The organism is Caldicellulosiruptoraceae bacterium PP1 (genome assembly GCA_041320695.1).
Lineage (GTDB): Bacteria > Bacillota > Thermoanaerobacteria > Caldicellulosiruptorales > Caldicellulosiruptoraceae > JBGGOQ01.
Genome location: JBGGOQ010000012.1, coordinates 43,057 through 68,672 on the forward strand (window position 1 = coordinate 43,057; position 25,616 = coordinate 68,672).

Consider the following 25,616-nt stretch of genomic DNA (forward strand, 5'->3'; position numbering starts at 1 on the left):
GGTCGAGGGTATTGTGGAATGCTTGATGAACTATATAGTATTATGCCAGTTATTGTTAAGACTATTGAAAGAGTACATGATAATTCCTGGTCAATGGATTACAACGAGCATGAGAACTATGAATTTGTTTATGTCAAAAAAGGCCAACTTAGGTTTACCATAATAGATGAAACAGTAAACCTAAAAAACGGTGAGATATTAATAATAAAGCCAAATACAAGGCATAAGTTTGAGGTTATAGGGAATATTAAAGCAGAATTTATAGTTTTAGGATTCCATATAAAGGAATCATATAGGCTCAAAATGAACCAACTTTATGAAATTTATGGCTTTATATTTGAAATTGATAAACATAAGCAAAGCTATTATAATCTCAAAGTTCGAAAAAAAAGTGATGTTTTCTTATGCTTGGAACATATGTTGAATGAGGCAAAAAATAACAAAGAAAGTGTTTTGCAACATCTAAAGATACTTGAGCTATTTGTTTACATAACTCGTGAGGTTAAAAAGTTTAGCAATAAAGCACTTCAGGACAGCACAATGATAGCAAAAGAGGTTAAAAAAATTATAGATGAGAACTATCAAGAGGATCTGCGTATAGGAATGATTGCACGTCAATATTACATATCAGAAAGTGCATTGTGTAGAATTTTTAAAAAAGAGTTCAAAATGCTACCTAAAGACTATTTATTATCAAAAAGGATTGAAAAGGCGAAAGAGTATCTTTTGAATGGGAACCTAAAAATAGGGGAGATTGCACTTATTTGTGGTTTTTCAAGTATTCAAAGATTTAATGATATATTTAAAAAATATATTGGTGTAAGCCCAAGACAATACAGAAACAAACAAAACTAAAGAGTAATTTAGATAATTAAAGAAAAATAAAGAAAATGAAAGTAAAATAAAATAAATAACAAAGAAATCAAAAAAAAATTAATAATATTGACGAAAATGAGGAAAAATAAGACTTGATATATAAAGGAAGAATATACTATATTAAATAATGTAATTAGCACTCATCATTAATGAGTGCTAATAAAAAATTCTAAGAGGAGGGTGTATTTAGACATGGTTATTAGACCTCTAGGAGATAGAGTAATAGTTAAATTCAAAGAAAAAGAAGAGGTTACAAAGAGCGGTATTGTTCTTCCTGATACAGTTAAAGAAAAACCACAAATCGCAGAAGTTATCGAAGTTGGTCCAGGTGGACTTGTTGATGGACAAAAGGTTGAAATGGTAGTTAAAAAAGGAGACAAAGTTATCGTAAGCAAATATGCAGGAACAGAAGTTAAACTTGATAATCAAGAATTCACAATTATTAGACAAGATGATATTCTTGCAGTAGTAGAAGACTAATTAATATAAGGAGGGAATTTAAATGGCAGCAAAAATGATTTCATTTGATGAAGAAGCAAGAAGGGCACTCGAAAGAGGTGTTAATAAGCTTGCTGATACAGTTAAAGTTACACTTGGACCAAAAGGAAGAAATGTTGTATTAGAAAAGAAATTTGGAGCACCACAAATTGTTAATGATGGTGTTACAATTGCAAAAGAAATTGAACTTGAAGATCCATTTGAAAATATGGGTGCACAAATTGTTAGAGAAGTTGCATCAAAGACAAATGACATTGCAGGTGACGGTACAACAACAGCTACATTACTTGCACAAGCAATGATTAGAGAAGGTCTTAAGAACGTTGCAGCAGGTGCAAATCCAATCATCTTAAGAAAAGGTATCCAAAAAGCTGTTGATGCAGTTGTTGAAGAAATTAAGAAAATGAGCAAAAAAGTTAGAGGAAAAGAAGATATTGCTTATGTTGCATCAATTTCAGCTGGTGACGAAGAAATTGGCAAGCTAATAGCTGATGCTATGGAAAAGGTTACAAACGATGGTGTTATCACTGTTGAAGAATCAAAAACAATGGGAACAACTCTTGAAATTGTTGAAGGTATGCAATTTGACAGAGGATATGTTTCAGCTTACATGGTAACAGATACAGAAAAAATGGAAGCTGTATTAGATGACCCATATATCCTAATTACTGATAAGAAGCTTTCAACAATCCAAGATATCCTTCCACTTCTTGAAAAGATTGTTCAACAAGGTAAGAAGTTATTGATAATTGCTGAAGATGTTGAAGGCGAAGCATTAACAACACTTGTTGTTAACAAACTAAGAGGAACATTGCAATGCGTTGCTGTAAAAGCACCAGGCTTTGGTGACAGAAGAAAAGCAATGCTTCAAGATATAGCAATCCTAACAGGTGGTCAAGTAATTTCAGAAGAGCTTGGACTTGATCTAAAAGAAACAAAGATCAATCAATTAGGTCGTGCAAGGCAAGTCAAAGTTCAAAAAGAAAATACAATTATTGTTGATGGTGCTGGCGATCCAAGCGAAATCAAGGCAAGAATTCAATCAATCAAGAAACAAATTGAAGAAACAACATCTGATTTTGATAGAGAGAAACTTCAAGAAAGACTTGCAAAACTTGCTGGTGGTGTTGCAGTAATCCAAGTTGGTGCTGCTACTGAAACAGAAATGAAAGAAAGAAAACTAAGAATTGAAGACGCTTTAGCTGCAACAAGAGCTGCAGTTGAAGAAGGTATTGTTCCCGGCGGTGGAACAGCATTAATTAATGCTATCCCAGCAGTTGAAAAGCTAATCGAAACACTTTCTGGCGATGAAAAAACAGGTGCTACAATAGTTAAGAAGGCTTTAGAAGAACCAGTTAAACAAATTGCTCAAAATGCTGGTCTTGATGGCTCTGTAATTGTTAACAAAGTAAAAGAAAGCCCAGCAGGTGTAGGCTTTGATGCTCTACATGAAAGATTTGTTGATATGATCGAATCTGGTATTGTTGACCCAACAAAGGTTACAAGAACAGCAATCCAAAATGCTGCATCAGCTGCTGCTATGCTTCTTACAACAGAAGCTGTTGTTGCTGAAAAGCCAGAAAAAGAAAAACCAGCTCCAGCACCAGCTATGCCTGATATGTACTAATATGAATAAAAATAAAGGCTGCTATTTGGCAGCCTTTATTTTTTTATGTATAATATAATTAACAAACTTTTATCTATAAAACAATTGAATAAAAAAGGATGTTTTAGATGTACAAACTTGTAGCACTTGACCTTGATATGACGCTTTTAAACAAAGACAAAAAGATATCCACAGAAAACATTAAAGCAGTTCAAGAAGCTTATAATAATGGGATTTACATAGTTCTTTGTTCCGGGAGGATACTAAAAGGTGTTTTGCATTTTGCTAAGCTTCTTTCAATCGACCATCCAATAATTGGTTGTAACGGTGCAATTGTTAAAGATATAAAACATGACAAAGAGATCTTTTTCATGGGGATTGATAAAAATAGCTGTACAGACATCTTTGAAATCTGTAAAAAAGAAGAGATCTATTTTCATTATTACACAAAAAACACAATGATAGCATGTGAACTAAATTATTCAGCTAAGTTTTACTTTGAAAAAAACAAGGAACTTCCCGAAGAAGATAGGGTAGAAATAATAATAAATGATGATATTGAATACCTCTATAACAATCCCGAAGGTGTTTCAAAATTTGTAATAACAGATAATGACCCAGAAAAGGTAGACTATGTTAGAAGCCTTATTGATAAAAATGTAAAAGATATTGAAACAACAAAATCGGATATTAATATCTTAGAAGTAATGAAAAAAGGGGTTAACAAAAGGAAAGGGCTTGAAAAACTTTGTAACTATCTTGGTATAAATAGAGAAGAGGTTGTTGCAATTGGTGACAATGAAAATGATATAGAGATGATTGAATTTGCAGGCTTTGGTGTAGCAATGGGCAATGCAATTGATGAATTGAAAGAGAAAGCTGACTTTATAACTTCAAACTATTGGGAGGATGGTGTAGCTGAGGCTATAAGATATGTTTTGAGGGGGAGATAAAATGTCAAAGGTTGTATTATTAGAGTGTCAAGACTATGACAGTGACATCATAAAGGAGAAACTTTTATATGCTTTTAGATTACTTAATATTGACCTTAATAAATTCCAAAGCTTTTTATTAAAGCCCAACCTACTTATGAAAAAAAAGCCGGAGGAGGCTACTACAACACATCCTGCTGTTGTAAAAGCTATAGGAAGTATTTTAATGGATCTTAAAAAGGATGTTGTTCTTGCTGATAGTCCGGGAGGCCCATATACACAAAGAAGGTTAGAAGGTGTTTACACTGCTTCGGGATTAAAAAATGTATGCGATGAACTTGGTATTAAGCTAAATTATGATATATCCTCAAGTGTATTAAGGTATAATAAAGGTGTAATGTTAAAAAACATTGATCTAATAAAACCTTTTTTTAATTCACAAGCCTTAATATCTCTTGCAAAATTAAAAACACACAGAATGGCAATATATACTGGTGCTGTTAAAAATCTCTTCGGACTTATACCGGGTGGGAAGAAGGCTGAGATGCACTTTAAATATCAAGAAGTTGACAGATTCATGGATATGCTTTTAGACATTCTTGAAGCAACAAGACCAATTCTTGGAATAATAGATGGAATAGTTGCTATGGAAGGAGAAGGTCCATCAGCAGGTAATCCAAAAAAACTTAATGTGCTAATTGTGTCTGATGATTTATTAGCAGCCGATTATATAGCATGCAAGATTATTGGTCTTGATATTGAAAGAGTTCCTTTACTCAGAGTAGCTGAGGATAGAGGCTTGTTAGAAGTGAATAATATTGAGGTTATTGGAGATAATATTGACCATTTTATTGCAAAAGATTTTAAGATTCCAGACAGCAGTGGAATTTCGTTTTTAGAAAACAGAATTCCCCAACCTATAAAAGATGCTCTAAATAACCTTATGACACCCAAACCTGTATTTAACAGAAACCATTGCATTGGTTGCAAAGAATGTTTTAATGCTTGTCCTGCCCAAGCTATCGAAATGAAAGAACGAAAGGCATATGTGGATTTATCAAAATGTATAAAATGCTATTGCTGCCATGAGTTATGTCCTGCTAAAGCAATTACTATTAAAAGGTCATTTTTGTTTGAAAAGATATTAAAGTAAAGTACGTATATGAAAGGAGGAAGCTGTGTTAAAAAACACAGCGTAACAATATGAATGTTGAATACATTAACCCATTCATATTAGCAAGCCAACAAGTTCTTAAACAAATTGCTAATATTGATCTTACTCTGGGGAAGGTATTTATTAAGGAAACAACATATCAGGTTGATCAGATTGTAGTTATTATAGGAATGACAGGGACAATTAAAGGCCAAGTTAACTTCTGTATGAATAAAGATACAGCTCTTTATATTGCTTCACAGATGATGGGGGGATATCTGGTAGCAGAGTTTGATGAGATTGCAAAAAGTGCAATTGGTGAGATGGCTAATATGATAATGGGTAATACATCAACCATATTTTCGCAAAAGAATATAATGATAGATATAACACCACCTTCTATTCTTATGGGTGAAAATATGGTAATTAGCCTTTCTCATATGGTAAATATTTGTGTGCCACTTCATATGAACAATGGCCATAAGATTGATATGGACGTAGCAGTTATAGAATAATATCGAAAGGGGAAGAATATTACAAAAGATGGCAATAAATATTGTATTGCATGAACCAGAAATTCCATACAATACAGGCAATATAGCCAGGACTTGTGCTTGCACAGGTAGTAAGCTTCATTTGATTGAACCTCTTGGATTTTCAATAGAGGATAAATACTTAAAAAGAGCAGGACTTGATTATTGGCAGTATTTAGATATAAAGATTTATAAAGATCTTAATCACTTTTTTGAACAAAACAGGGATGCCAATATATTTTATTTTTCAACAAAAGGGAAACAGGACTATACAAAAGCAACATATTTAGATGGATGCTATCTAATGTTCGGTAAAGAGACAGCAGGGCTTCCAAAATGGCTTATTGAACAAAATATCCATAAAACTTTTAGAATACCAATGATAAGCGATGTAAGGTCATTAAATCTTTCAAATGCAGTTGCAATAGTTTGCTATGAGGCTTTACGTCAGCTTGGTTTTCCTCAAATGGTATAAATTATTTTAAGGAGAGATCATATATGGGTGTTACAATAGTTACTGATAGCACGGCTGATTTAAGCCTTGAGATGCTAAATTCGTATGGAATTAGAATGGTACCTTTAACTGTTTACTTTGACGAAGAAAGCTACAAAGATTGGATAGAACTAAAACCACTAGAGTTTTATGACAAGCTTGATAAAAGCGTTAACCTTCCAAGGACATCTCAAGTGAACCCAGACCAGTTTATTGAAATATACAAAGAGGAACTTGAGAAAGGCAATGAAGTTGTTTCAATACATCTTTCGTCAAAGCTTTCAGGCACATATAATTCTGCTTGCATTGCAAAGGATATATTAGAAAGTGACAAAATATATCCAATAGATGGAAGAACAGCATCCATTGGGACAGGTGTTTTGGCAGTTTTAGCAAAAAGGATGGCAGATATAGGGAAATCAGCACAGGAAATTGCACAATATATAGAAGAAAAAAAGAAAAATATCAGACACATATTTGCAGTTGAGACATTGGAATACCTCAAAAAAGGTGGAAGAATAAGTCCAGCTAAAGCAACACTTGGGAATATCTTAAATATAAAACCTATTCTTCACCTTGTTGATGGCGTTGTCGAGCCTTTTGACAAGGTAAGAGGTATGAAGAGAGCCTTACCAAGAATAATTGAAGAGGTAAAGAATAAAGGGCTTGATTTAACTAATCAGCTTTGTGGATTTTCATATGCAGGTGAACTTAGTGATGCTGAAGAATATTTAAACACAATAAAAAAAGAGCTAAATCCCAAAGAGGTTATCTTTACACAGATAGGAAGTGTAATTGGAACATATGTTGGCAGAGGGACAATGGCTTTTATATTTTTTGAAGAATAATTAAATGAGGTGCAACAGAAATTGATAGTAAAAGACAAGGTATTTGATGTACTATTTAATGTAGAAAGACCAGGAAGATATACTGGAAATGAAATAAATATGGTAGTAAAGGACAAAGACAAGGTTGATGTCAGATTTGCTTTCTGTTTTCCTGATCTTTATGAGATAGGAATGTCTCATTTAGGACTAAAGATTTTATACCACATGCTTAATGAAAGAGAAGATATCTACTGTGAAAGGGTATTTTTACCTTGGTTTGACATGCAAGAGATAATGAAGAAAAACCAAATACCCATATTTAGCTTAGAGACATATTCAACAATTGATGAGTTTGATATTATAGGATTTACACTACAATATGAAATGAGCTATACAAACCTTCTTAAGGTGTTAGAATTAGGTAATATTCCACTAAGAAGCAGTCAAAGGGATGAAAACTATCCCATTGTGATAGCTGGGGGACCATGCAGTTTTAATCCTGAACCTCTATCATCATTTATTGACCTTTTTGTATTAGGCGAAGGTGAAGAGGTTACATTAGAGCTTATTGATTTATACAAAGACTATAAACAAAAGAAATACAAAAAAGAAGAGTTTTTGATAAAAGCATCACAAATTGAAGGGATATATGTTCCATCACTTTATGATGTTTTATATACAAAGGAAGGAACAATAAAAAGCATAACTCCAAAATATAGTGGAATTCCTAAGATAGTAAAGAAAAGAATTATAAAAAATCTTGAGAATGTTTATTTTCCACAAAAGATGATAACCCCTATTATTGAGGTTGTTCACGATAGGGTAACCTTAGAAATCTTTAGGGGTTGTGCAAGAGGATGCAGATTTTGCCAGGCTGGATATATTTATAGGCCAGTTAGATTTAAAAACAAAGAATCACTAAAAGCAACAACAATTAATTTGATAAAAACCTCTGGCTCAAATGAGGTGTCATTAAGCTCGCTTTCAACAAGTGATTACCCAGATGTTGAACTTCTTGCAAGAGATATATTAAGGGAGATTGAACACAAAAAGGTAAATCTTTCGCTACCATCATTGAGGCTTGATTCAACAACTTTGGAACTATTAAGAGAAATAGACAAAGTAAGAAAGCCAACACTTACATTTGCACCAGAAGCTGGAACACAAAGGCTTAGGGATGTAATAAACAAAAACATAACAGAAGATAATATATTCTCAACAATACAAACAGCCTTTGAAATGGGATTTGGCAATGTAAAACTCTATTTTATGTTGGGGCTTCCAACTGAGACAGATGACGATATTTTAGGCATATATGATATTGCAAAAAGGATAAAAGACATTTATACAAAAACAGCAAAAAGATTTAGGCTAAGCCTTGGGATATCAACATCATTTTTTGTTCCAAAAGCACACACACCTTTTCAATGGGAAGGACAGATTACAATTGAAGAGATGCAAAGAAAAGCAAGATTCTTAAAAGAAAAATTGAAAAAAATAAAAGGTGTTGATTACAGTTATCATGATTATTACCTCTCAAAGATGGAAGCGGTATTTTCAAGGGGAGACAGAAGGCTTGATGTAGTTTTAGAAAATGCCTTGAAATTAGGTTGCCAATTTGACAACTGGAGCGACTACTTTGATTTTTCAAAATGGGAAGAGGCTTTCAAAAATGCAGGAGTAGACTATTCATTCTACTCAGATAGAATAAGGGACCATGATGAGATTCTCCCGTGGGACATTATTGATAGCGGTGTTGACAAAGAATTCTTGATAAAAGAACATAAAAAGTCAAAGGAAGCAAAAACAACACCATCATGTTTTGACAAATGTTCTCTATGCGGTGCTACAACATTCAAAGGAGGAATATGTTTTGCCAAGGTATAGATTTTATTTTACACGGGAGAGGGAGCAGTCATTTATATCTCATCTTGATATGATGAGACTTATGGAAAGAACATTTAGGATAGCTGATATTAAGCTTAAATTTTCAGAAGGCTTTAATCCACACCCTAAAATTACTTTTATACTTCCTATGTCTGTTGGTTTATCTACAAAAGGGGATATTTTTGAGATTGAGTTAGATCAAGAGATAACTGATGAAAAGATTGATACTATTAATAATATACTTCCAAAAGGTATCAGAATATTGAAAATAGAAAATGCTATTAATAAAATAGAAGTAAATGGTTTTATTAGCAGAGTTGTAACAAATTCAGAGCCTTTTAATAAAAATCTTTTTTTAAAATTTTTGGAAGGTGATATTATAATAATAAAAAAAGATAAACCAAAAAATGCAAAAGAATTTATTAATACTGCAGATGTTATATTTGATAAGTATACTGAATTTCTTTTTGATATTAGAGTAATAAAACAAAGCTTTATAAAGCCAGAGGAGATTGTAAAAAAATTCATAGAAGACTTTAATATTAACTCAAGTATTTTATATGTAATTAGGGAGAAAATAAATTTTCAAAGGGGGATATGATGTTTTGTGAGATAATTGTTGATGTAAGGTTTGACCAAACGAGAGTGGCTCTTTTGGAGGACAAGGAACTTGTAGAGGTATACATCGAAAGAGAGAACTCAAAGAGCATTGTAGGCAACATCTACAAAGGTGTTGTTGAAAACATCTTACCTGGTATGGAGGCAGCATTTATTGATATTGGCCTTGAGAAAAATGCCTTTTTATATCTGGGTGATATGAATAGAATAGAGTTTTCGGATAATGAGGATGTTATAGAATTAAAAGAGATTCCGACAGCTTTAAGGGTAGGACAAGAGCTTGTTGTTCAGGTTGTGAAAGAGGCTTATGAACAAAAAGGCCCGAGAGTTACAACACAAATAACACTTCCGGGGAGGTACTTAGTGTTACTTCCAAACACAGACTATGTGGGAATCTCAAAGAGGATAGAGAATGAAGAAGAGAAAAACAGGTTAAAAAAGATAGCTCATCAAATTAAGCCCAAAGGCATGGGGCTAATTGTTCGAACTGTTGCAGAAGGAAAATCACAAGAAGATTTAGCAATGGATTTAGATTTCTTGTTGAAGATTTGGGAAAGGGTGAAACAAAGAAGCACATCATCAGCACCGGTATTGATACACAAGGATTTAGATTTGATTTTTAAATCAGTAAGAGATGTATTTACAAATGAAGTTGACAGATTTGTAATAAACGATAGAAAACAGTACAACAAGGTTGTTGAGTTTTTATCAACCTTTGCACCAAACTTAAAGAGTAAGGTGGAATATTTTAATCTATCTGCTGATATCTTTGAATATTTTGGGATTGAGCAAAAGCTGTTAAAGGCATTGTCTAAAAAGGTTTGGTTAAAAAGTGGAGGGTATATAATAATTGACCAGACAGAAGCATTAACAGTAATAGATGTAAATACAGGTAAATTTACAGGGAAAAATGATGTTTCTGAAACTATATTAAAAACAAATTTGGAAGCAGCAGTTGAAATAGCAAAACAGATACGACTAAGAGATATAGGTGGTATTATAATTATCGACTTTATTGACATGAGGCATCAAGAACATCAAAAACTTGTGTTAGATACATTTAAAGAAGCAGTCAAAAAGGATAAAACTAAGACTGTAATTGTAGGTATTACACCACTTGGACTTGTTGAGATGACTCGTAAGAAAGTTCGACAAAGGCTATCATCTGTAATGATGGAAGATTGTCCTTATTGTGGTGGTACAGGGAATATATTTTCAAGAGAGGCAACTGCATTCAGAGTGTTAAAAGAAGCTGAGTGGTATTGCAAAAATAAAGTAGAAAAGAATATATTTATTGAGATTCACCCAAAGGTATGTGATGTTTTGAGAAAGGATGATAAAGATAAGTTTAAGGAATTAGAAGAAAAATATCAAAAAAAGATATATCTTAAGGTATCAAGCAATATTCACATAGATAGCTTTGAGATACAAGCAATAAATGATGAGGATCACTATATGGCACTTTGTAAAGCACTTTATGAGGGTGATGAGGTTTTAGCCTTTGTAGAAGAGGTAAATGACTACAACAAGAGCAATGCCAATGCTTATGTAAATCAAAACAAGATTGAGCTTGAGAATGCAGCAAATCTAATTGGTGAAAAGGTTTTTGTGAAAATTGAAAAGATTTTTTCTACTGAATCTAAAGGGAAAATACTTGAGATATGTGAAGATAAGGAAAAAGAATCAGCTTCCTTTTAAAATAGTTGAAAAATTTTCTACATTTTAATAAAATATAAGAGCAAAAATTTTAACTGGAGGGAATTTAATGATAGAAGCAGGCGATTTTCGAAGAGGATTAACAATAGAATACGAAGGGCAGATCTTTCAGGTAGTTGAATTCTTACATGTAAAACCTGGAAAAGGAGCTGCTTTTGTTAGAACAAAACTTAAGAATATAAAGACAGGTGCAGTTTTAGAAAAGACATTCAGACCAGATGAAAGAATGCCTCAAGCTCATATTGAAAGAAAAGAAATGCAATATCTTTATAATGACGGAGAATTATACTACTTTATGGATATAGAAACATATGAACAGATTGCCTTAAATAAAGACCTCATTGGAGATGCATTAAAGTTTGTAAAAGAAAACATGAATGTTATTGTTCTTTCACACAATGGTTCAGTTTTTGGAATTGAGCCACCAAGATTTGTTGAGCTTGAAATTATTGATACAGAGCCAGGCTTTAAAGGTGATACAGCAAGCAACACAACAAAGCCAGCTAAGGTTGAAACAGGAGCAATCATTCAAGTTCCATTATTTATAAATGTTGGTGACAAGATAAAGATTGATACAGAATCAGAAGAATATCTATCAAGGGTATAATTAATATTTTTAGGGTAAATATATCTTATAGAATTTTTTTTGAATTTTAGGAGGATTAAAATGGAAAACCTATATGAAAAGGTGGCATACTTAAGAGGTCTTGCTGATGGGCTTGGTATAAATGAGGAATCAAAAGAAGGAAGGCTTATACGTAGTATAATTGATGTATTAGATGAATTTGCTGATGCATTAAATGAGCTTGATATGAAGTATTCTGAATTGGATGATGTTGTAGACTCAATTGATGAGGATTTAGAAACACTTGAAAGAGAAGTCTATGACGATTATGATGAAGATGACGATGATGATTATGATGATGAAGAAGAAGATGAAGACGAAGATTTTGACCAAGAAGACTTTGTTGAAATAACATGCCCGCACTGCAATGTTCCATTTTATGTAGAAGAAGATGAATACCTCGATGAAGATGAATTTGAATGTCCAAACTGCCATGAAACAATATATGTAGATGAACTTGAAGAGGTAGACGAATACGAAGACGACGAACAAGATGATGATGACAATGACCACGATACAGATAAATAAAGTGTGACAATGGGGACGGTTCTTGTTGGCTCACCAGCCACAACACCGTCCCTTATTTTTCGAGCCAATGGGGACGGTTCTGGTTGGCACAACGTTACATAGTGCTGCTTATCCTATTATATCGTGGGATGAGCGGCGAGCCAGGGAGAACCGTCCCCGTTGGCTCTTTCCGAACAATAACAAAAAAATCATTAAAAATATTCGTAACATATATTCCCATTATACTTGACATTAGTAGATTGATAATATATAATCAATTTTAACAATATTATCGGATGCAAGTTTGAAAGGAGTTAGTTGCATGCAAAGAACAAAGTTACTTATGACTCCAGGTCCAACCCCACTTCCACCCAAGGTGTTAGAAGCCATGAGTCAGCCAATTATTCACCATAGAACAAAAGAGTTTGGAGAAATATTTACAAGAGTCAACGACAAACTTATGCAAGTTTTTCAAACAAAAAATTCAGTTCTTACCTTCACTTCATCAGGAACAGGAGCTATGGAAAGTTCAGTTGTAAATATGTTTAGCCCAAATGACACAGTATTAGTTGTATCAGTTGGGGTTTTTGGCGATAGATACATAAAGATTTGCAAAACGTTCGGACTTAATGTTATAGAAAAAAGATATCAAGACGGTCATGTAGCTAATATTGACGAGATTATAGATATGCTTGAATCAGATAAAGAAATGAAAATCAAGGGTGTTTTTATTACACATAACGAGACATCAACAGGTGTCACTAATGACATAGAAAAACTTGGTAAGTATATGAAAAATGGCGAAAGGATACTCATTGTTGATGCAATATCAGCACTTGGTGGTATTGAATTAAAGACAGATGAATGGGGGCTTGATGTTGTTGTTGCAGGCTCTCAAAAGTCGCTTATGGCACCACCCGGGCTTGCCTTTGCATCAGTTTCAGACAAAGCATGGGAGTTTTATAAAAGGTCAACACTTCCAAAGTTCTATTGGGACTACAAGAAGTATAAAGATGGCCTTATGAAAGAGGTTCAGGACAATCCATTTACACCTGCCATTTCACTAATCAAGGCAACAGATGCTGCACTTACTGTCCTATTTGATGAAATTGGGCTTGAAAATAACTTTTTAAGGCATAAAAAGTTAGCTCAAATGGTTCAAACAGCTGTAGATGCTTTAAATCTTGAACTTTTACCCAAAAAAGAACATTCCTCGTATGTTATCACAGCCATAAAATCACCAGAAGGTGTTGATATAGAACAGGTCAGAAAGACAATGAACAAGGAATTTGACATAATGGTTGCAGGCGGACAAAGTGATTTAAAAGGTAAGATAATAAGGATAGGGCACATGGGATATGTTGATGAAATGGATGTTCTTAAAACCATTTCAGCATTTGAGATTTCGCTTATGAAAGCAGGTTATAGAAACTTTGAACAAGGTAAAGCAGTCTCAAGCATTTTAAAGTTTTTTTAAGGAGGGACAACATTAATGAAAGTAATAGTTAGCGAAAGAATTGCACAAGAAGGCGTTGATATTTTAAAAGAAGCAGGCTTTGAGGTTGATTTAAAGTTTGGCATAAGCCACAATGATCTACTTGAAATAATTGAAAATTATGATGCACTTATTGTTAGAAGTGTAACACAAGTAAATGAAGAGCTTTTTGCTAGGGCAAAAAACTTAAAGGTTGTAGGTAGAGCAGGAAACGGTATAGATAATATTGATGTTGATGCTGCAACAAAGTATGGTGTTATTGTAGTAAATACACCAGATAGCAATACAATGGCAGCAGCAGAGCTAACAATAGGACATATATTCTGCATGTTTAGAAACATTCCACAGGCTCATTGGGGCTGCAAGAATGGGGATTTCAGAAGAAATAGATATAAAGGGTCTGAGCTTTTTGAAAAAACAGCAGGTATCATAGGTCTTGGAAGAATAGGCTCCCTTGTTGCAACAAGACTAAAGGCATGCGGTATGAGGGTAATTGCATATGATCCATACATTTCTGACGAAAGATTCAAAAAGTTTGGTGTTGAGAAAGTTTCTTTTGAGACACTTATAAAAGAATCTGATTTAATTACTGTTCATACACCAAAGACAGAAGAAACATACAATATGATTACAGAAAAAGAATTTAAGATGATGAAAAAGGGTGTCAGAATTGCCAATGTTGCAAGAGGTGGCATTATTAACGAAATAGACCTATACAATGCCATAAAAGAAGGTATTGTCGCAGCAGCAGCAATAGATGTATTTGAAAAAGAGCCAAACTATGAACTTGCTTATCAAGAATTCAAACATCCACTACTCGAACTTGACAATGTAATAATAACACCCCACCTTGGTGCATCAACCGAGGAGGCACAGCTAAATGTTTCTGTGTCTGTTGCAAAACAAGTTGTATCAGCACTTCAGGGTGGTGTTGTAACAAATGCTGTTAATCTTCCTTCATTTGATAAAGATAAGATAGAAGAGGTTATGCCATATCTTACATTAGCTGAAAGCATGGGTAAGATATTTATTCAGGCTGAAAAAACTTTTGCAAAGAAGATCGAAATTATTTACAGCGGTGACATATGCAACATGGAAACAAAATGGGTAACATTGTCGCTGTTAAAAGGATACCTCGACTTTTCAGTAAAAGAAAATGTTAACTATGTAAATGCTGAGATGATAGCAAGTTCACAGGGTGTTGAGGTAATAGAAAGCAAAAAAGGCGAATGTGATAAATTTAAAAATATGATAACAGCAAGATTTACAACAGATGAAAAGGTCTTAGAGCTTTCTGGAACAGTTTATAATAACCAAGGCAGAATTATCGACTTCTTCGGCTACAAATTTGACTTCAAACCCGAAAGATATATGCTCTTGGTTCAAAACATTGATAAACCAGGTATTATTGGTAAGATAGGTACAATAGTAGGCGAATATGGCATTAATATTGCACAAATGCAGGTTAGCCGAAACAAAAAAGGCGAGAAAGCAGTTATGGTTCTTGAAGTTGACGGTATTGTTCCAAATGAAGCAATAGAAAAACTAAAAGCTGTTGATGGCATTTTACGTGTTACAATGGCAAAGATATAACACAGGTAAAAATAAAAAACACAAAAAGGGAGTATTGGATAAATGGCAGAGATTAAGGCTTTTTTTGGTGTTAGATATGCAGAAAATATTGATTTAGACAAGGTTATCTGTCCACCATATGATATAATTTCAGAAAGTGAAAGGGAAGAACTCTATCAAAAAAGTCCATATAATATAATAAGAATAGAATATGGGAAAGAACTTCCAAATGACAATGAAAAAGAAAATAAGTTTACAAGGGCAAAAAAAAGTTTAGATGAATGGCTAAATTCTGGCATTTTGAAAAAAGAGGATAAAGAAAGCCTATATATACTTGAACAAGAGTTTGAGGTTGATGGGGTTATTTATAAAAGAACAGGCATTATAGCACTTATAAAACTTACCCCATTTTCAGAAGGTGTTGTTATACCCCACGAGTTTACACTTTCAAAGCCAAAAGAGGAAAGGTTAAACCTTTTGAAAGCAACAAAAACTAATATTAGCAGTATTTATGGGCTTTATGAAGATAATAAAAAAGAGATTGAAAATATATTGGAAAATATAAAGAAAAATAAAGAATGTTTTTCATATAACGGTCTTGGAACCAAAGAAAAGATTTGGATTGAGCAAGATGAAAATGTCATAAATAAGTTACAATCCCTATTTTATGATAAAAAGATATTCATAGCTGATGGACACCATAGATACGAAACAGCACTTGAATACAAAAAACAGATGGAAGAAATTTATGGCAAAAACCCTAAGGCTGACTATAACTATGTTTTAATAACACTTACAGCTATTGAAGACCCAGGTATTGTAATACTTCCAACACATAGAGTTATCACAGATTCTAATATTTCTACACAAAACCTTATTGAAAAGCTAAAGGAAAACTTTGAGGTTATTGAGGGCCGTTTTGAAGATGTAAATGAAAATTTAAATAAAAATAAAAAATACTCATTTGTGGTTTACACAAGCGATAAGAAATACTATTTTATAAAATTAAAAGACCAAAAAGTTTTGGATAAAATAAATGGAAGCAAGCCTTTTAAAAACCTTGATGTTGTTATATTACAAGAGCTTATTTTAAATGACATTTTGGGTATTGATGCTGAAAACTTAGCAAAGCAAAAAAGCCTAAAATACACAAAGGATATAAATGAAGCAGTAAAAATGGTAGATGAGGGTGCTTTTTGTGCATTTATTTTAAATCCTACACTTGTTGAGGAACTAAAGGATGTTTCGCTAAATGGCGAAAAGATGCCTCAAAAATCAACATACTTTTATCCAAAGCTTATGACAGGAAATGTGATATATGTTCAAAGATAAAATGAAAGAGGCTATTACAAATAAATTGTGATAGTCTCTTTATTTTATTATTCATATTTGATATTGTAGAGTTATTAAAATTAGTTATATAATTTTTTAGTGAAAAAATAAAAGGAGAAAAGTAGCCATGATAAAGCTTGTTGCATTTGATCTTGATGATACCTTTTTAAATGACAATGTTTCAATTAGCCCAAAAAATAAAAAAGCTATCGAGTTTTTGAAAGAAAATGACATAAAAATTGCCATAGCAACAGGAAGGCCATTCCCATCAACAAAAAGGTTTGTAGATGAACTAACACTTGATATGCCAATAATTACATATCAGGGAGCAATGGTTTATGATATAAAAAACAAGAAAAAGATATACTCAAAAGAGGTTCCAATTGATTTAGCTAAGAAGCTTTTGGATATTTCAGAGAAAGAGAGAATTCATATTCATCTGTACATAAATGATGTATGGTTCGTAAGAGAATACAATGAAAAGACAGAGTTTTACAAAAATCTAACAGGGCTTACACCAACCATCGAAAAGGACCTATACAAAATACTTACTGATAATCCATCTAAGGTTCTTTTCTTTGATGAGCATGATAGGTTAGAAGAGATAAAAAAACAAGTTCACGAAATAATAAAAGATACACTCGAAACAACATTTTCTAAGCCTTTCTTTTTGGAATTCACAAATAAAGAAGCAACAAAAGGCCAAGCTCTAAAATTTTTGGCAGAAGAGCATTATAACATAAAAAAAGAAGAGGTAATGGCTGTAGGTGATCAGCTAAATGATTTATCTATGATTGAGTATGCAGGTATTGGTGTTGCTGTTGCAAATGGTCATGAGGAGCTTAAAAAGCATGCTACATTTGTTACAGATACCAATAATAATGATGGTTTTGCCAAAGCAATAGAAAAGGTATTTGGTGTAAAGTTAGTATAAATGAGTGCATATAATATTGTAAGAATGAGAAAATCATACGTCTGGTTGAGAAAAACAAAGTTTGGTTTAAGTTTTTGCGAGAAAATACGAAAATTTAAAAAAATATATTGACTTTTGAAAGAAATTTGCTAAAATAAAATCTGTTATTTGAAATAGCAAATTCCAAGAAGGAGGTAATAAAAAATGCACGCATTAGGAAGACACATAATAGCAGAAATGTATGGATGCGATGGCGATATCCTAAATAACCGTGAACTTATTGAAAAGATAATGGTAGAATCTGCACTTGAAGCAGGTGCCGAAGTTAGAGAAGTAGCTTTTCATAAATTTAGTCCGCAAGGTGTTAGTGGTGTTGTAGTTATATCTGAATCACACCTTACAATCCATACATGGCCAGAGCTTGGTTATGCAGCAGTTGACGTATTTACATGTGGCGATAGAGTAAATCCATGGGATGCATGCAATTACATTACCGAGAAGATAAAGGCTCAACACATGACATCAACAGAGGTAAAAAGAGGACTATTCGAACAACCAGTTAAGGTTGCAAACCTATAAACCTCCTTTTTGTTGATGGGATAAAGCTTTTTTGTTAGAATTCGAAGGGATGTGGAATTGGCAATTTTATTGATTTAAAATTGTATAAAATTATTTAAAAAGGGAATTATAATAGTGAAAGACCCCCTTTACAAATTAATACTTTTGGTGCACAAGTTTCTTGTGCACCTTTTTTTGTTTTCTAAAGAGTGCTATAATAATGGGAAAATAGTAGCTTGTATTTTTTAAGGAGGCATATAATGAGAGCAATAATTACTGTTGTAGGAAAAGATAGAGTTGGTATTATAGCTTGTGTTTCAAATATCTTAGCACAAAACAATGTAAACATATTGGATATATCACAAACAATTATGCAGGGTTTTTTTACTATGATAATGCTTGTTGATTTAGAAAACTCAAAACTTAGATTTGATGAGATAAAAGCACTTCTTGTAAATAAAGGCAAAGAGATAGGTGTAGATATTAATATGCAGCATGAGGATATATTCAATGCCATAAATAGGATTTAAGGAGGTCTACATTTTGTTTAGTCGTGATGAGATAATCTCAACAATTAATATGGTAAAACAAGAAAATTTAGATATTAGGACAATAACAATTGGTATAAGCCTATACGACTGTGTTTCTGATAATGTTGATATATTCATTGAAAAGATGAAAAGAAAGATTTACGATAAGGCAAATAACATAACAGATATTGCAAGAGAGATAGAAGAAGTTTATGGTATTCCTATAATTAACAAAAGGGTTGCAACAACACCTATCTCACTTGTATGTGGAGATTTTGATGAAGAAGATTTAGTAAAGATAGCAACAAGCCTTGATGAAATAGCAGAAAGTATTGGGATTGACCTAATTGGTGGATTTTCTGCACTTGTTCAAAAAGGTTTTTCCAATCAGGCAAAGAGGCTTCTTAATATCTTTCCAGAAGCAATCTCACAAACAAAAAGGGTTTGCTCATCTGTAAATGTTGGCTCAACTAAAGCAGGGATAAATCTTGATGCAATAAATATTGTTGCAAAAGGTATAAAAAAACTTTCTGAGCTTACAAAAGATGAGGATAGCTTTGGTTGTGCAAAGTTTGTTGTTTTTGCAAATGCACCTGAAGACAATCCATTTATGGCAGGTGCCTTTCATGGTATTGGTGAAAATGATGTTGCGATAAATATTGGTATCTCTGGCCCTGGTGTTGTGAAAAGAGCTCTTGAAAAGGTGAGAGGCCAGGATATAAGCACAGTTTACGAAACAATCAAAAAAACTGCATTTAAAATAACAAGAGCAGGTCAGATTGTAGGAGATTATGCAAGTAAAAAACTTGATATACCCTTTGGTATTATAGATTTATCATTAGCACCAACACCAAGAAATGGTGATAGCATTGCCGAGATTTTGGAGGAGATTGGACTTGAAAAGGTAGGGGCTTATGGCTCTACTGCAATATTGGCACTTTTGAACGATGCAGTTAAAAAAGGTGGTTCTATGGCTGCAAGGTTTGTTGGTGGGCTTTCTGGTGCATTTATTCCTGTTTCAGAAGACTTAGGAATGGTAGAAGCAGTAGATGCTGGAGCACTTAGCCTTGAAAAGCTTGAGGCAATGACTGCAGTATGCTCTGTTGGGCTTGATATGGTAATAGTTCCTGGTTCCACACCCTGGGAGGTAATCTCAGCTTTAATTGCCGATGAGATTGCAATAGGTGTTTATAACAACAAAACAACAGGGGTAAGAATTATCCCAGCTTTTAATAAAGATGTTGGTGATGTTGTTAACTTTGGAGGGCTCTTGGGTGGCGGCAAGGTAATGAAGATAAATACATTCTCACCTGAAGTGTTTGTAAATAGGGGAGGCAAAATTCCACCTCCAATAATTAGCTTAAGAAACTAAAAAAAGGAGCTGATTTTTTATGCTTTTTTCAAAGATGCATGGACTTGGAAATGACTTTATTGTTCTAGATGTAAGACAAAGTCCTGATAAGGATTACAATAGTTTAGCAATAAAAATGTGCGATAGGCATTTAGGTATTGGAGCAGATGGGCTTTTGCTTGTTTTAAACTCAGATAAGGCAGATATCAAGATGAGGATAATAAACTCAGATGGTTCTGAGGCTGAGATGTGCGGTAATGGCATTAGGTGTTTTGCTAAATATGTATTTGAAAGAGGTATTGTTCGAAAAGAAAAATTTACTGTAGAAACATTAGCAGGTATAATGGAACCAGAATTGATATTAGATGAAGTTGGGCTTGTAGAAAAGGTAAAAGTAAATATGGGAAGCCCAGATTTTAATCCCCAAAATATACCAATGCTGCTTGATAGCAAAGACGCTATAAACGTTCCAATTGAGGTAGATGGCAAAGAATACAAAATAACAAGTATACTGATGGGTGTTCCTCATACAATGCTTTTTGTTGACGATATTAATAATATTGATATCCATGCACTTGGGCCAAAGATAGAAAAACATAAGCTATTCCCAAAGAAAACAAATGTAAACTTTGTTGAGGTTAAAGACAACCAGAATATAATTGTTAGAACATGGGAAAGAGGAGCTGGAGCAACTATGGCTTGTGGAACAGGCTCTTGTGCATCTGTTATAGCATCCCACCTAAATGGATATACACAAAGAAAAGCAAATGTCCATCTCTATGCAGGGATTCTTAACATCGAGTGGACAGAAGATAACATAGTATATATGACCGGCCCAGCAACAGAGGTTTTTGTAGGGGAGTATATTGAATAAGCTTGCTACAACTGATATGGTTCAAAATACTATTTAGAACGCTTTAGACTTTAAAAAGCCAGTATTCTTTACTGGCTTAATTTTTTTTTCAATATTAGATGTTTTTACTGAAGAAAAAGAATAGATAACAAAGCTTTTTCTGATATAATTATTTATATAATATAATATATTTGGTGATAAAAAATGGAATTTATTAATGATAATAGAAAAATAACATTTGAAGAATTTATAGTAATGGATAACAATACAGAAGATAATTTGGAATTAATAAATGGTAAGGTTTATTTATTATCAGCCCCATCATCTACACATCAAATGATAGTTACAAAGCTTTCGACTGAAATTGGAATATATCTAAAAAACAAAAATTGTATTCACTTTGTTGCTCCATTCGATGTATATTTTGAAGAAGAAGGCCAAACTCATAAAGTTCAGCCTGATATAACAGTGATTTGTGATAAAAGTGGTTTATCAGAAATAGGTTATAGAGCTGTTCCAGTATTAATAATAGAAGTTCTATCACCTTCAACTGCTTCAAAGGATTATATAGAAAAGATGGACCTTTATATGAGAATTGGGGTAAAAGAGTATTGGATAGTTTCACCCAAAAATAAAACAGTTGAAGTATTTACATTAACAAATGAAAAAACTTATGAAGAACCTATGCTATTTTCATACCCAAATATAATTAAATCAAGTGTTTTTGAAGATTTATCAATAAATTCACAAATGATATTTGGTATAATATAATTAGGAGTGAAGAATTATTAATGAAAATCATATTTTCAAAACAAGCTATTAAATTTTTGAAAAATCAAGATAGGAAAATTACCCAAAGATTGATAGAAGATATTGAAAATAATCTAAATAAGAAACCATTTAAAGGTGATATAAAAGTACTAAAAGGCAGAAATGAATTTAGACTTAGAATTGGGAATATTCGTATTATTTTTTCAACTACAGAGAATGAAGTCCATATTTTGACTATTGGTTATAGAGGAGATATATATAAATAAAGGAGTGAGTTGAATGATGTTTAATCCTCGTGAAGAACTGCATAATTTAATTGACGAATTAAGTTACGATGACTTAGTAAGTTTATTACATCTTATAAAAAGAATAATAATTTCTGACGAAGAATTAACAGAACATGAAATACAGGAAATTGAATTAGCTAAACAACAGATTTCTAATGGAGAATATATGGATATAGAAGAAGTTAAAAGTTTGTTTGCAAAAGACATGGAGAATTAAAATCTTATCTAATAAGTAGTTTATTTAAAAGAAGATGTTTTAGCCTAATCAGCTGCAGAAGTCGCCCACTTCAATAAGTAGAAGTAGTTCACAGCAGCAGAGAAATTCATGGGCATAATCTCTTGCACTAAAATATAATCACTGTTATAATTAAGAAAGGAAAATAGTTTGAGGAGCATATAAAATGAGAGTCTTTTTTGTCAACATAGAATACAAAGATGGCCGACAAATAAAAGAGGTTTTCTCAAAGTATTCAAAGGCAAAAGAGATGTGCGACTTACTCATGGGTGAAGATAAAGAGGGGAATATAAAGCTTGTTGAAACAAAATGTAGAGATATTGATTTTTAAGAAAATGAACATATGTATTTAGGAGGGTAAAAATATATGAAAATACTACTTACAGTACTTATCCTTATTCTCAGCATTGCACTAATTGCTGTTATAATGATGCAGTCAGGCAAAAACGCAGGGTTATCTGGTTCAATTGCAGGTGGTGCAGAAACATTCTTTGGTAAATACAAAGGAAGAACGCTTGATGCAATGCTTGGCAGATGGACTTGGATTATTGCAGGTGCTTTTATGGTGGTTGCTATTGTTTTATTTGTTTTAATAAAATAAAATGACAAAAACCTAAGGTTCTTACCTACCTTGGGTTTTTATTTTATAAACATGGGAGGTTTACTTATGACAAGGGAAGTTGCTTTAGAGGAGCTTAATAAAAGAATAAAAACCAAAAACCTTATAAAGCACTGTTTGGCTTGTGAAGCAATAATGAAAGAGCTTGCTCAGTATTTTGAACAAGATATAGAAAAATGGGGACTTGCAGGACTTCTACATGACATAGATTATGAAGAAACTAAAGATAGCCCCCAAACACACAGTATATTAGGCTCACAGATACTTGAGGAGTTAGGTTTTTCTAATGATGTAGTATATGCAGTCAAGGTCCATAATGATGCTCATGGCCTTCCAAGATTATCACTACTTGATAAATCACTCTATGCTGCAGATCCAACAACAGGTCTTATTGTTGCAGGTGCACTCATTCATCCAAGCAAGAAATTATCAGAGATAAACGTAGACTTTCTTATGAATAGATTCAACGAAAAAAGCTTTGCCAAAGGTGCAAACAGAGAACAGATAAAAGCATGTAATGAGCTTGGACTTGAGCTTGATGAATTTTTGGGTATATCTTTGAATGCAATGCAAAAAATAAGTACAGAACTTGGTCTATAAGACTGTGACAAGAAGAAACGTTCCTATTAGCATGCCATTGTTACGTAATGTAAAAAAAGTAAAAGGAAGTGTGAGCCATTGAAGAAAAGAGATTTTGATGCAAAAAAAGAAGAGATATATGTTCTTATGCGTGAAGAAAGCTATCATCCAATGACCATTGATGAACTTTTGAAAACACTTGAATTATCTGAGGATGATAGAGATGATCTAAAGAAGATACTTGAACTTCTTGAGGATGAAGGCAAGGTTATAAAAACAAAAAAGGGAAGATATGGGTTATCTGAGCATATGGGGCTTTATCTTGGGACAATAGAGGGAAACCAACGTGGTTTTGCCTTTTTGATTCCAGACAATCCAGACATTTCTGATATATATATCTCTGCCGAAGATCTAAACGGAGCAATGCATGGAGATAGGGTTTTAGTAAAGGTAATAGGTATACCAGCAGAAGGCAAGAAAAATGAAGGCTATGTGGAAAGAATATTAAAAAGAGGCCTTACTAAGATAGTAGGAAGATATGAAGATAGCAAAAACTTTGGCTTTGTTGTACCAGACGACCAAAGGATAGCCTATGACTTTTATATCCCCAAAAACTATAAAGGAAAGGCAAAAACAGGCCAAAAGGTTGTTGTTGAGATAACACACTACCCAGAAAAAAGAAGAAACCCAGAGGGAAGAATAGTTGAGGTTCTGGGCTATGAAGGTGCTAAAGGTGTTGATATTTTATCCATAATCAAAAAGTATGAGCTTGAAGAGGAGTTTCCCGATGAGGTTCTAAAAGAGATAAAGAATATACACGATGAGGTAACAACAGAGGATATTAAAGATAGAGTTGATCTTAGACACTTAAATACAATCACAATTGACGGCGAGGATGCAAAAGACTTTGACGATGCTGTTTCAATAGAAAAATTAAAAAATGGCAACTACCTTCTTGGTGTTCACATAGCTGATGTTAGCTACTATGTAAAAGCTAACACCCACCTTGATAAAGAGGCTTACAAAAGAGGGACAAGCGTTTACCTTGTTGATAGAGTAATACCAATGCTCCCTGAAAAACTTTCCAATGGCATTTGCTCACTAAATCCAAATGTAGACAGGCTCACATTTTCTGTTATGATGGAGATAGACAAAAACGGAAATGTTGTAAAGCATGACATATTTGAAAGCGTAATAAAAAGCAAAGAAAGAATGACATATACAAATGTTACAAAGATACTAAAAAGAAGTGATGATGAGGTTGTAGCAAGGTATAGACATCTTATTGATGACCTTGAACTTATGAAGGAGCTTGCTCTTATTCTTAGGGAAAAAAGGATGAAAAGAGGGGCACTTGATTTTGACTTTGACGAGGCTAAGGTTCTTTTGGACAAAAACGGAAAGCCCATTGATGTATATAGATATGAAATAACAATATCAAATAAGATTATTGAAGAGTTTATGCTTATATGCAACGAAACAGTTGCAAACCACTTTTATTGGATGCATGTGCCATTTTTATATAGGGTTCATGAAGAGCCAGATTACGAAAAAATACTTAACTTTGCCGAGTTTATATACAACTTTGGTTATGTTCTAAAAGGTCTTTCTAACAAGGTGCATCCAAAATCTCTTCAGGCAGTATTAGAGCAGAGTAAAGGTACACCAGAAGAGAGGATTATACACACCATTTGCCTTCGTTCACTAAAAAAGGCAAGGTATTCTGAGCAACCACTTGGACACTTTGGTTTGTCAACAGACTACTATTCACACTTTACCTCACCAATAAGAAGGTATCCAGATTTGGTTATACACCGTATTATGAAAGAGGTACTTTTCGGCGATTGGAATGATAAAAAGTCAAATAGGTGGCAGAAAAAACTTCCTGAGATAGCAAAATGGACTTCACAAAGAGAAAGGCTAGCCGAAGAAGCTGAGCTTGAGACAGTTGATTTAAAGAAGGTTGAATTTATGCAGGATAAAGTTGATGAGGAGTTTGAAGGCATTATATCAAATGTTACTGCATTTGGCTTTTTTGTGGAACTTGAGAATACAATAGAAGGGCTTGTTAGGGTAAGCTCACTTTTTGATGACTACTATATATTTAATCCAAAAAGCTATTCTTTAATTGGTGAAAAGACAAAGAAAAGATATAGAATTGGAGATAAAGTAAAAGTTAGGCTTTTATCTGCAAATATATCACTTAGACAAATTGAGTTTGTTGTAATAGATTAATTGTAGTAATTATTA

28 protein-coding genes are annotated in these 25,616 nt (G+C 33.1%); all 28 read left to right on the forward strand.

The window, feature by feature from the left end:
- The first annotated feature begins 18 nt into the window (after positions 1–18).
- The 28 genes from ACAG39_11205 to rnr all read left to right on the forward strand — a co-directional run bounded on the left by ACAG39_11205 (position 19) and on the right by rnr (position 25,601).
- Entirely contained in the window at positions 19–855 is an 837-nt protein-coding gene (locus tag ACAG39_11205) for a helix-turn-helix domain-containing protein (protein ID MEZ0537799.1), read from the forward strand.
- A gap of 213 nt (positions 856–1,068) precedes the next feature.
- Complete coding sequence (gene groES / locus ACAG39_11210) at positions 1,069–1,356, forward strand: co-chaperone GroES (GenBank protein MEZ0537800.1); 288 nt, start codon at positions 1,069–1,071, stop codon at positions 1,354–1,356.
- A gap of 22 nt (positions 1,357–1,378) precedes the next feature.
- Entirely contained in the window at positions 1,379–3,001 is a 1,623-nt protein-coding gene (gene groL, locus ACAG39_11215; protein MEZ0537801.1) for a chaperonin GroEL, read from the forward strand.
- 107 nt (positions 3,002–3,108) lie between these two features.
- Positions 3,109–3,933, forward strand: a complete 825-nt coding sequence (locus ACAG39_11220; GenBank protein ID MEZ0537802.1) for a Cof-type HAD-IIB family hydrolase — start codon at positions 3,109–3,111, stop codon at positions 3,931–3,933.
- A gap of 1 nt (position 3,934) precedes the next feature.
- A complete protein-coding gene (locus tag ACAG39_11225; GenBank protein MEZ0537803.1) occupies positions 3,935–5,065 on the forward strand; it encodes a DUF362 domain-containing protein in 1,131 nt (376 codons plus the stop codon).
- A gap of 50 nt (positions 5,066–5,115) precedes the next feature.
- Positions 5,116–5,580 carry a chemotaxis protein CheX gene (locus ACAG39_11230; protein MEZ0537804.1) on the forward strand — a complete coding sequence of 155 codons (465 nt, stop codon included), beginning with the start codon at positions 5,116–5,118 and terminating at the stop codon, positions 5,578–5,580.
- Positions 5,581–5,608: 28 nt separating this feature from the next.
- On the forward strand, positions 5,609–6,073 hold the full coding sequence (trmL, locus tag ACAG39_11235; protein ID MEZ0537805.1) for a tRNA (uridine(34)/cytosine(34)/5-carboxymethylaminomethyluridine(34)-2'-O)-methyltransferase TrmL: 465 nt from the start codon (positions 5,609–5,611) through the stop codon (positions 6,071–6,073).
- Positions 6,074–6,096: 23 nt separating this feature from the next.
- Positions 6,097–6,939 (forward strand): DegV family protein, encoded by an 843-nt coding sequence (locus ACAG39_11240; protein MEZ0537806.1) that lies wholly within the window; start codon positions 6,097–6,099, stop codon positions 6,937–6,939.
- Positions 6,940–6,960: 21 nt separating this feature from the next.
- Positions 6,961–8,805 (forward strand): TIGR03960 family B12-binding radical SAM protein, encoded by a 1,845-nt coding sequence (locus tag ACAG39_11245; GenBank protein MEZ0537807.1) that lies wholly within the window; start codon positions 6,961–6,963, stop codon positions 8,803–8,805.
- Positions 8,792–9,406 carry a TIGR03936 family radical SAM-associated protein gene (locus tag ACAG39_11250; protein MEZ0537808.1) on the forward strand — a complete coding sequence of 205 codons (615 nt, stop codon included), beginning with the start codon at positions 8,792–8,794 and terminating at the stop codon, positions 9,404–9,406. Before ACAG39_11245 ends, ACAG39_11250 begins: the two co-directional genes overlap by 14 nt.
- Positions 9,406–11,121, forward strand: a complete 1,716-nt coding sequence (locus ACAG39_11255; GenBank protein ID MEZ0537809.1) for a ribonuclease E/G — start codon at positions 9,406–9,408, stop codon at positions 11,119–11,121. The genes ACAG39_11250 and ACAG39_11255 overlap by 1 nt, the downstream gene beginning before the upstream one ends.
- Before the next feature lie 67 nt (positions 11,122–11,188).
- Positions 11,189–11,746 carry an elongation factor P gene (gene efp / locus ACAG39_11260; protein ID MEZ0537810.1) on the forward strand — a complete coding sequence of 186 codons (558 nt, stop codon included), beginning with the start codon at positions 11,189–11,191 and terminating at the stop codon, positions 11,744–11,746.
- Between the two features lie 60 nt (positions 11,747–11,806).
- Positions 11,807–12,292, forward strand: coding sequence for a CD1247 N-terminal domain-containing protein (locus tag ACAG39_11265; GenBank protein MEZ0537811.1), 486 nt, complete (start codon positions 11,807–11,809; stop codon positions 12,290–12,292).
- Positions 12,293–12,593: 301 nt separating this feature from the next.
- Complete coding sequence (locus ACAG39_11270) at positions 12,594–13,748, forward strand: alanine--glyoxylate aminotransferase family protein (GenBank protein ID MEZ0537812.1); 1,155 nt, start codon at positions 12,594–12,596, stop codon at positions 13,746–13,748.
- Between the two features lie 15 nt (positions 13,749–13,763).
- Entirely contained in the window at positions 13,764–15,359 is a 1,596-nt protein-coding gene (gene serA, locus ACAG39_11275; protein ID MEZ0537813.1) for a phosphoglycerate dehydrogenase, read from the forward strand.
- 42 nt (positions 15,360–15,401) lie between these two features.
- Entirely contained in the window at positions 15,402–16,670 is a 1,269-nt protein-coding gene (locus ACAG39_11280) for a DUF1015 domain-containing protein (protein ID MEZ0537814.1), read from the forward strand.
- A 127-nt stretch (positions 16,671–16,797) separates the two neighbouring features.
- Entirely contained in the window at positions 16,798–17,604 is an 807-nt protein-coding gene (locus tag ACAG39_11285; protein ID MEZ0537815.1) for a Cof-type HAD-IIB family hydrolase, read from the forward strand.
- 183 nt (positions 17,605–17,787) lie between these two features.
- Positions 17,788–18,162, forward strand: coding sequence for an adenosylmethionine decarboxylase (gene speD / locus ACAG39_11290; GenBank protein ID MEZ0537816.1), 375 nt, complete (start codon positions 17,788–17,790; stop codon positions 18,160–18,162).
- A 239-nt stretch (positions 18,163–18,401) separates the two neighbouring features.
- Positions 18,402–18,671: an ACT domain-containing protein gene (locus ACAG39_11295; protein ID MEZ0537817.1), complete on the forward strand. Its 270-nt coding sequence runs from the start codon at positions 18,402–18,404 to the stop codon at positions 18,669–18,671.
- Positions 18,672–18,684: 13 nt separating this feature from the next.
- Positions 18,685–20,043, forward strand: a complete 1,359-nt coding sequence (locus ACAG39_11300; GenBank protein MEZ0537818.1) for a PFL family protein — start codon at positions 18,685–18,687, stop codon at positions 20,041–20,043.
- A 19-nt stretch (positions 20,044–20,062) separates the two neighbouring features.
- A complete protein-coding gene (gene dapF, locus ACAG39_11305; protein ID MEZ0537819.1) occupies positions 20,063–20,896 on the forward strand; it encodes a diaminopimelate epimerase in 834 nt (277 codons plus the stop codon).
- Between the two features lie 183 nt (positions 20,897–21,079).
- The gene (locus ACAG39_11310; GenBank protein ID MEZ0537820.1) at positions 21,080–21,646 is read left to right on the forward strand and encodes a Uma2 family endonuclease; all 567 of its coding nucleotides are present in this window, start codon (positions 21,080–21,082) and stop codon (positions 21,644–21,646) included.
- 20 nt (positions 21,647–21,666) lie between these two features.
- Entirely contained in the window at positions 21,667–21,912 is a 246-nt protein-coding gene (locus ACAG39_11315) for a type II toxin-antitoxin system RelE/ParE family toxin (protein MEZ0537821.1), read from the forward strand.
- A 13-nt stretch (positions 21,913–21,925) separates the two neighbouring features.
- Complete coding sequence (locus ACAG39_11320) at positions 21,926–22,150, forward strand: hypothetical protein (protein ID MEZ0537822.1); 225 nt, start codon at positions 21,926–21,928, stop codon at positions 22,148–22,150.
- Positions 22,151–22,334: 184 nt separating this feature from the next.
- Positions 22,335–22,499 carry a hypothetical protein gene (locus tag ACAG39_11325; protein MEZ0537823.1) on the forward strand — a complete coding sequence of 55 codons (165 nt, stop codon included), beginning with the start codon at positions 22,335–22,337 and terminating at the stop codon, positions 22,497–22,499.
- A 36-nt stretch (positions 22,500–22,535) separates the two neighbouring features.
- Positions 22,536–22,769: a preprotein translocase subunit SecG gene (gene secG / locus ACAG39_11330; protein MEZ0537824.1), complete on the forward strand. Its 234-nt coding sequence runs from the start codon at positions 22,536–22,538 to the stop codon at positions 22,767–22,769.
- 66 nt (positions 22,770–22,835) lie between these two features.
- Positions 22,836–23,387 carry an HDIG domain-containing metalloprotein gene (locus tag ACAG39_11335; protein MEZ0537825.1) on the forward strand — a complete coding sequence of 184 codons (552 nt, stop codon included), beginning with the start codon at positions 22,836–22,838 and terminating at the stop codon, positions 23,385–23,387.
- 78 nt (positions 23,388–23,465) lie between these two features.
- The gene (gene rnr / locus ACAG39_11340; GenBank protein ID MEZ0537826.1) at positions 23,466–25,601 is read left to right on the forward strand and encodes a ribonuclease R; all 2,136 of its coding nucleotides are present in this window, start codon (positions 23,466–23,468) and stop codon (positions 25,599–25,601) included.
- Positions 25,602–25,616 lie beyond the last annotated feature (15 nt).

Bases quoted from the DNA above. Each gene is read 5' to 3' on its own strand.
- ACAG39_11325 (MEZ0537823.1), top strand. From the start codon at position 22,335: ATGAGAGTCTTTTTTGTCAACATAGAATACAAAGATGGCCGACAAATA.
- ACAG39_11270 (MEZ0537812.1), top strand. From the start codon at position 12,594: ATGCAAAGAACAAAGTTACTTATGACTCCAGGTCCAACCCCACTTCCA.
- ACAG39_11295 (MEZ0537817.1), top strand. From the start codon at position 18,402: ATGAGAGCAATAATTACTGTTGTAGGAAAAGATAGAGTTGGTATTATA.
- ACAG39_11315 (MEZ0537821.1), top strand. From the start codon at position 21,667: ATGAAAATCATATTTTCAAAACAAGCTATTAAATTTTTGAAAAATCAA.
- ACAG39_11230 (MEZ0537804.1), top strand. From the start codon at position 5,116: ATGAATGTTGAATACATTAACCCATTCATATTAGCAAGCCAACAAGTT.
- ACAG39_11255 (MEZ0537809.1), top strand. From the start codon at position 9,406: ATGTTTTGTGAGATAATTGTTGATGTAAGGTTTGACCAAACGAGAGTG.
- ACAG39_11220 (MEZ0537802.1), top strand. From the start codon at position 3,109: ATGTACAAACTTGTAGCACTTGACCTTGATATGACGCTTTTAAACAAA.
- ACAG39_11285 (MEZ0537815.1), top strand. From the start codon at position 16,798: ATGATAAAGCTTGTTGCATTTGATCTTGATGATACCTTTTTAAATGAC.
- efp (MEZ0537810.1), top strand. From the start codon at position 11,189: ATGATAGAAGCAGGCGATTTTCGAAGAGGATTAACAATAGAATACGAA.
- groES (MEZ0537800.1), top strand. From the start codon at position 1,069: ATGGTTATTAGACCTCTAGGAGATAGAGTAATAGTTAAATTCAAAGAA.
- ACAG39_11265 (MEZ0537811.1), top strand. From the start codon at position 11,807: ATGGAAAACCTATATGAAAAGGTGGCATACTTAAGAGGTCTTGCTGAT.
- ACAG39_11225 (MEZ0537803.1), top strand. From the start codon at position 3,935: ATGTCAAAGGTTGTATTATTAGAGTGTCAAGACTATGACAGTGACATC.
- ACAG39_11240 (MEZ0537806.1), top strand. From the start codon at position 6,097: ATGGGTGTTACAATAGTTACTGATAGCACGGCTGATTTAAGCCTTGAG.
- ACAG39_11320 (MEZ0537822.1), top strand. From the start codon at position 21,926: ATGATGTTTAATCCTCGTGAAGAACTGCATAATTTAATTGACGAATTA.
- ACAG39_11310 (MEZ0537820.1), top strand. From the start codon at position 21,080: ATGGAATTTATTAATGATAATAGAAAAATAACATTTGAAGAATTTATA.
- groL (MEZ0537801.1), top strand. From the start codon at position 1,379: ATGGCAGCAAAAATGATTTCATTTGATGAAGAAGCAAGAAGGGCACTC.
- dapF (MEZ0537819.1), top strand. From the start codon at position 20,063: ATGCTTTTTTCAAAGATGCATGGACTTGGAAATGACTTTATTGTTCTA.
- serA (MEZ0537813.1), top strand. From the start codon at position 13,764: ATGAAAGTAATAGTTAGCGAAAGAATTGCACAAGAAGGCGTTGATATT.
- speD (MEZ0537816.1), top strand. From the start codon at position 17,788: ATGCACGCATTAGGAAGACACATAATAGCAGAAATGTATGGATGCGAT.
- secG (MEZ0537824.1), top strand. From the start codon at position 22,536: ATGAAAATACTACTTACAGTACTTATCCTTATTCTCAGCATTGCACTA.
- ACAG39_11205 (MEZ0537799.1), top strand. From the start codon at position 19: ATGCTTGATGAACTATATAGTATTATGCCAGTTATTGTTAAGACTATT.
- ACAG39_11280 (MEZ0537814.1), top strand. From the start codon at position 15,402: ATGGCAGAGATTAAGGCTTTTTTTGGTGTTAGATATGCAGAAAATATT.
- trmL (MEZ0537805.1), top strand. From the start codon at position 5,609: ATGGCAATAAATATTGTATTGCATGAACCAGAAATTCCATACAATACA.
- ACAG39_11335 (MEZ0537825.1), top strand. From the start codon at position 22,836: ATGACAAGGGAAGTTGCTTTAGAGGAGCTTAATAAAAGAATAAAAACC.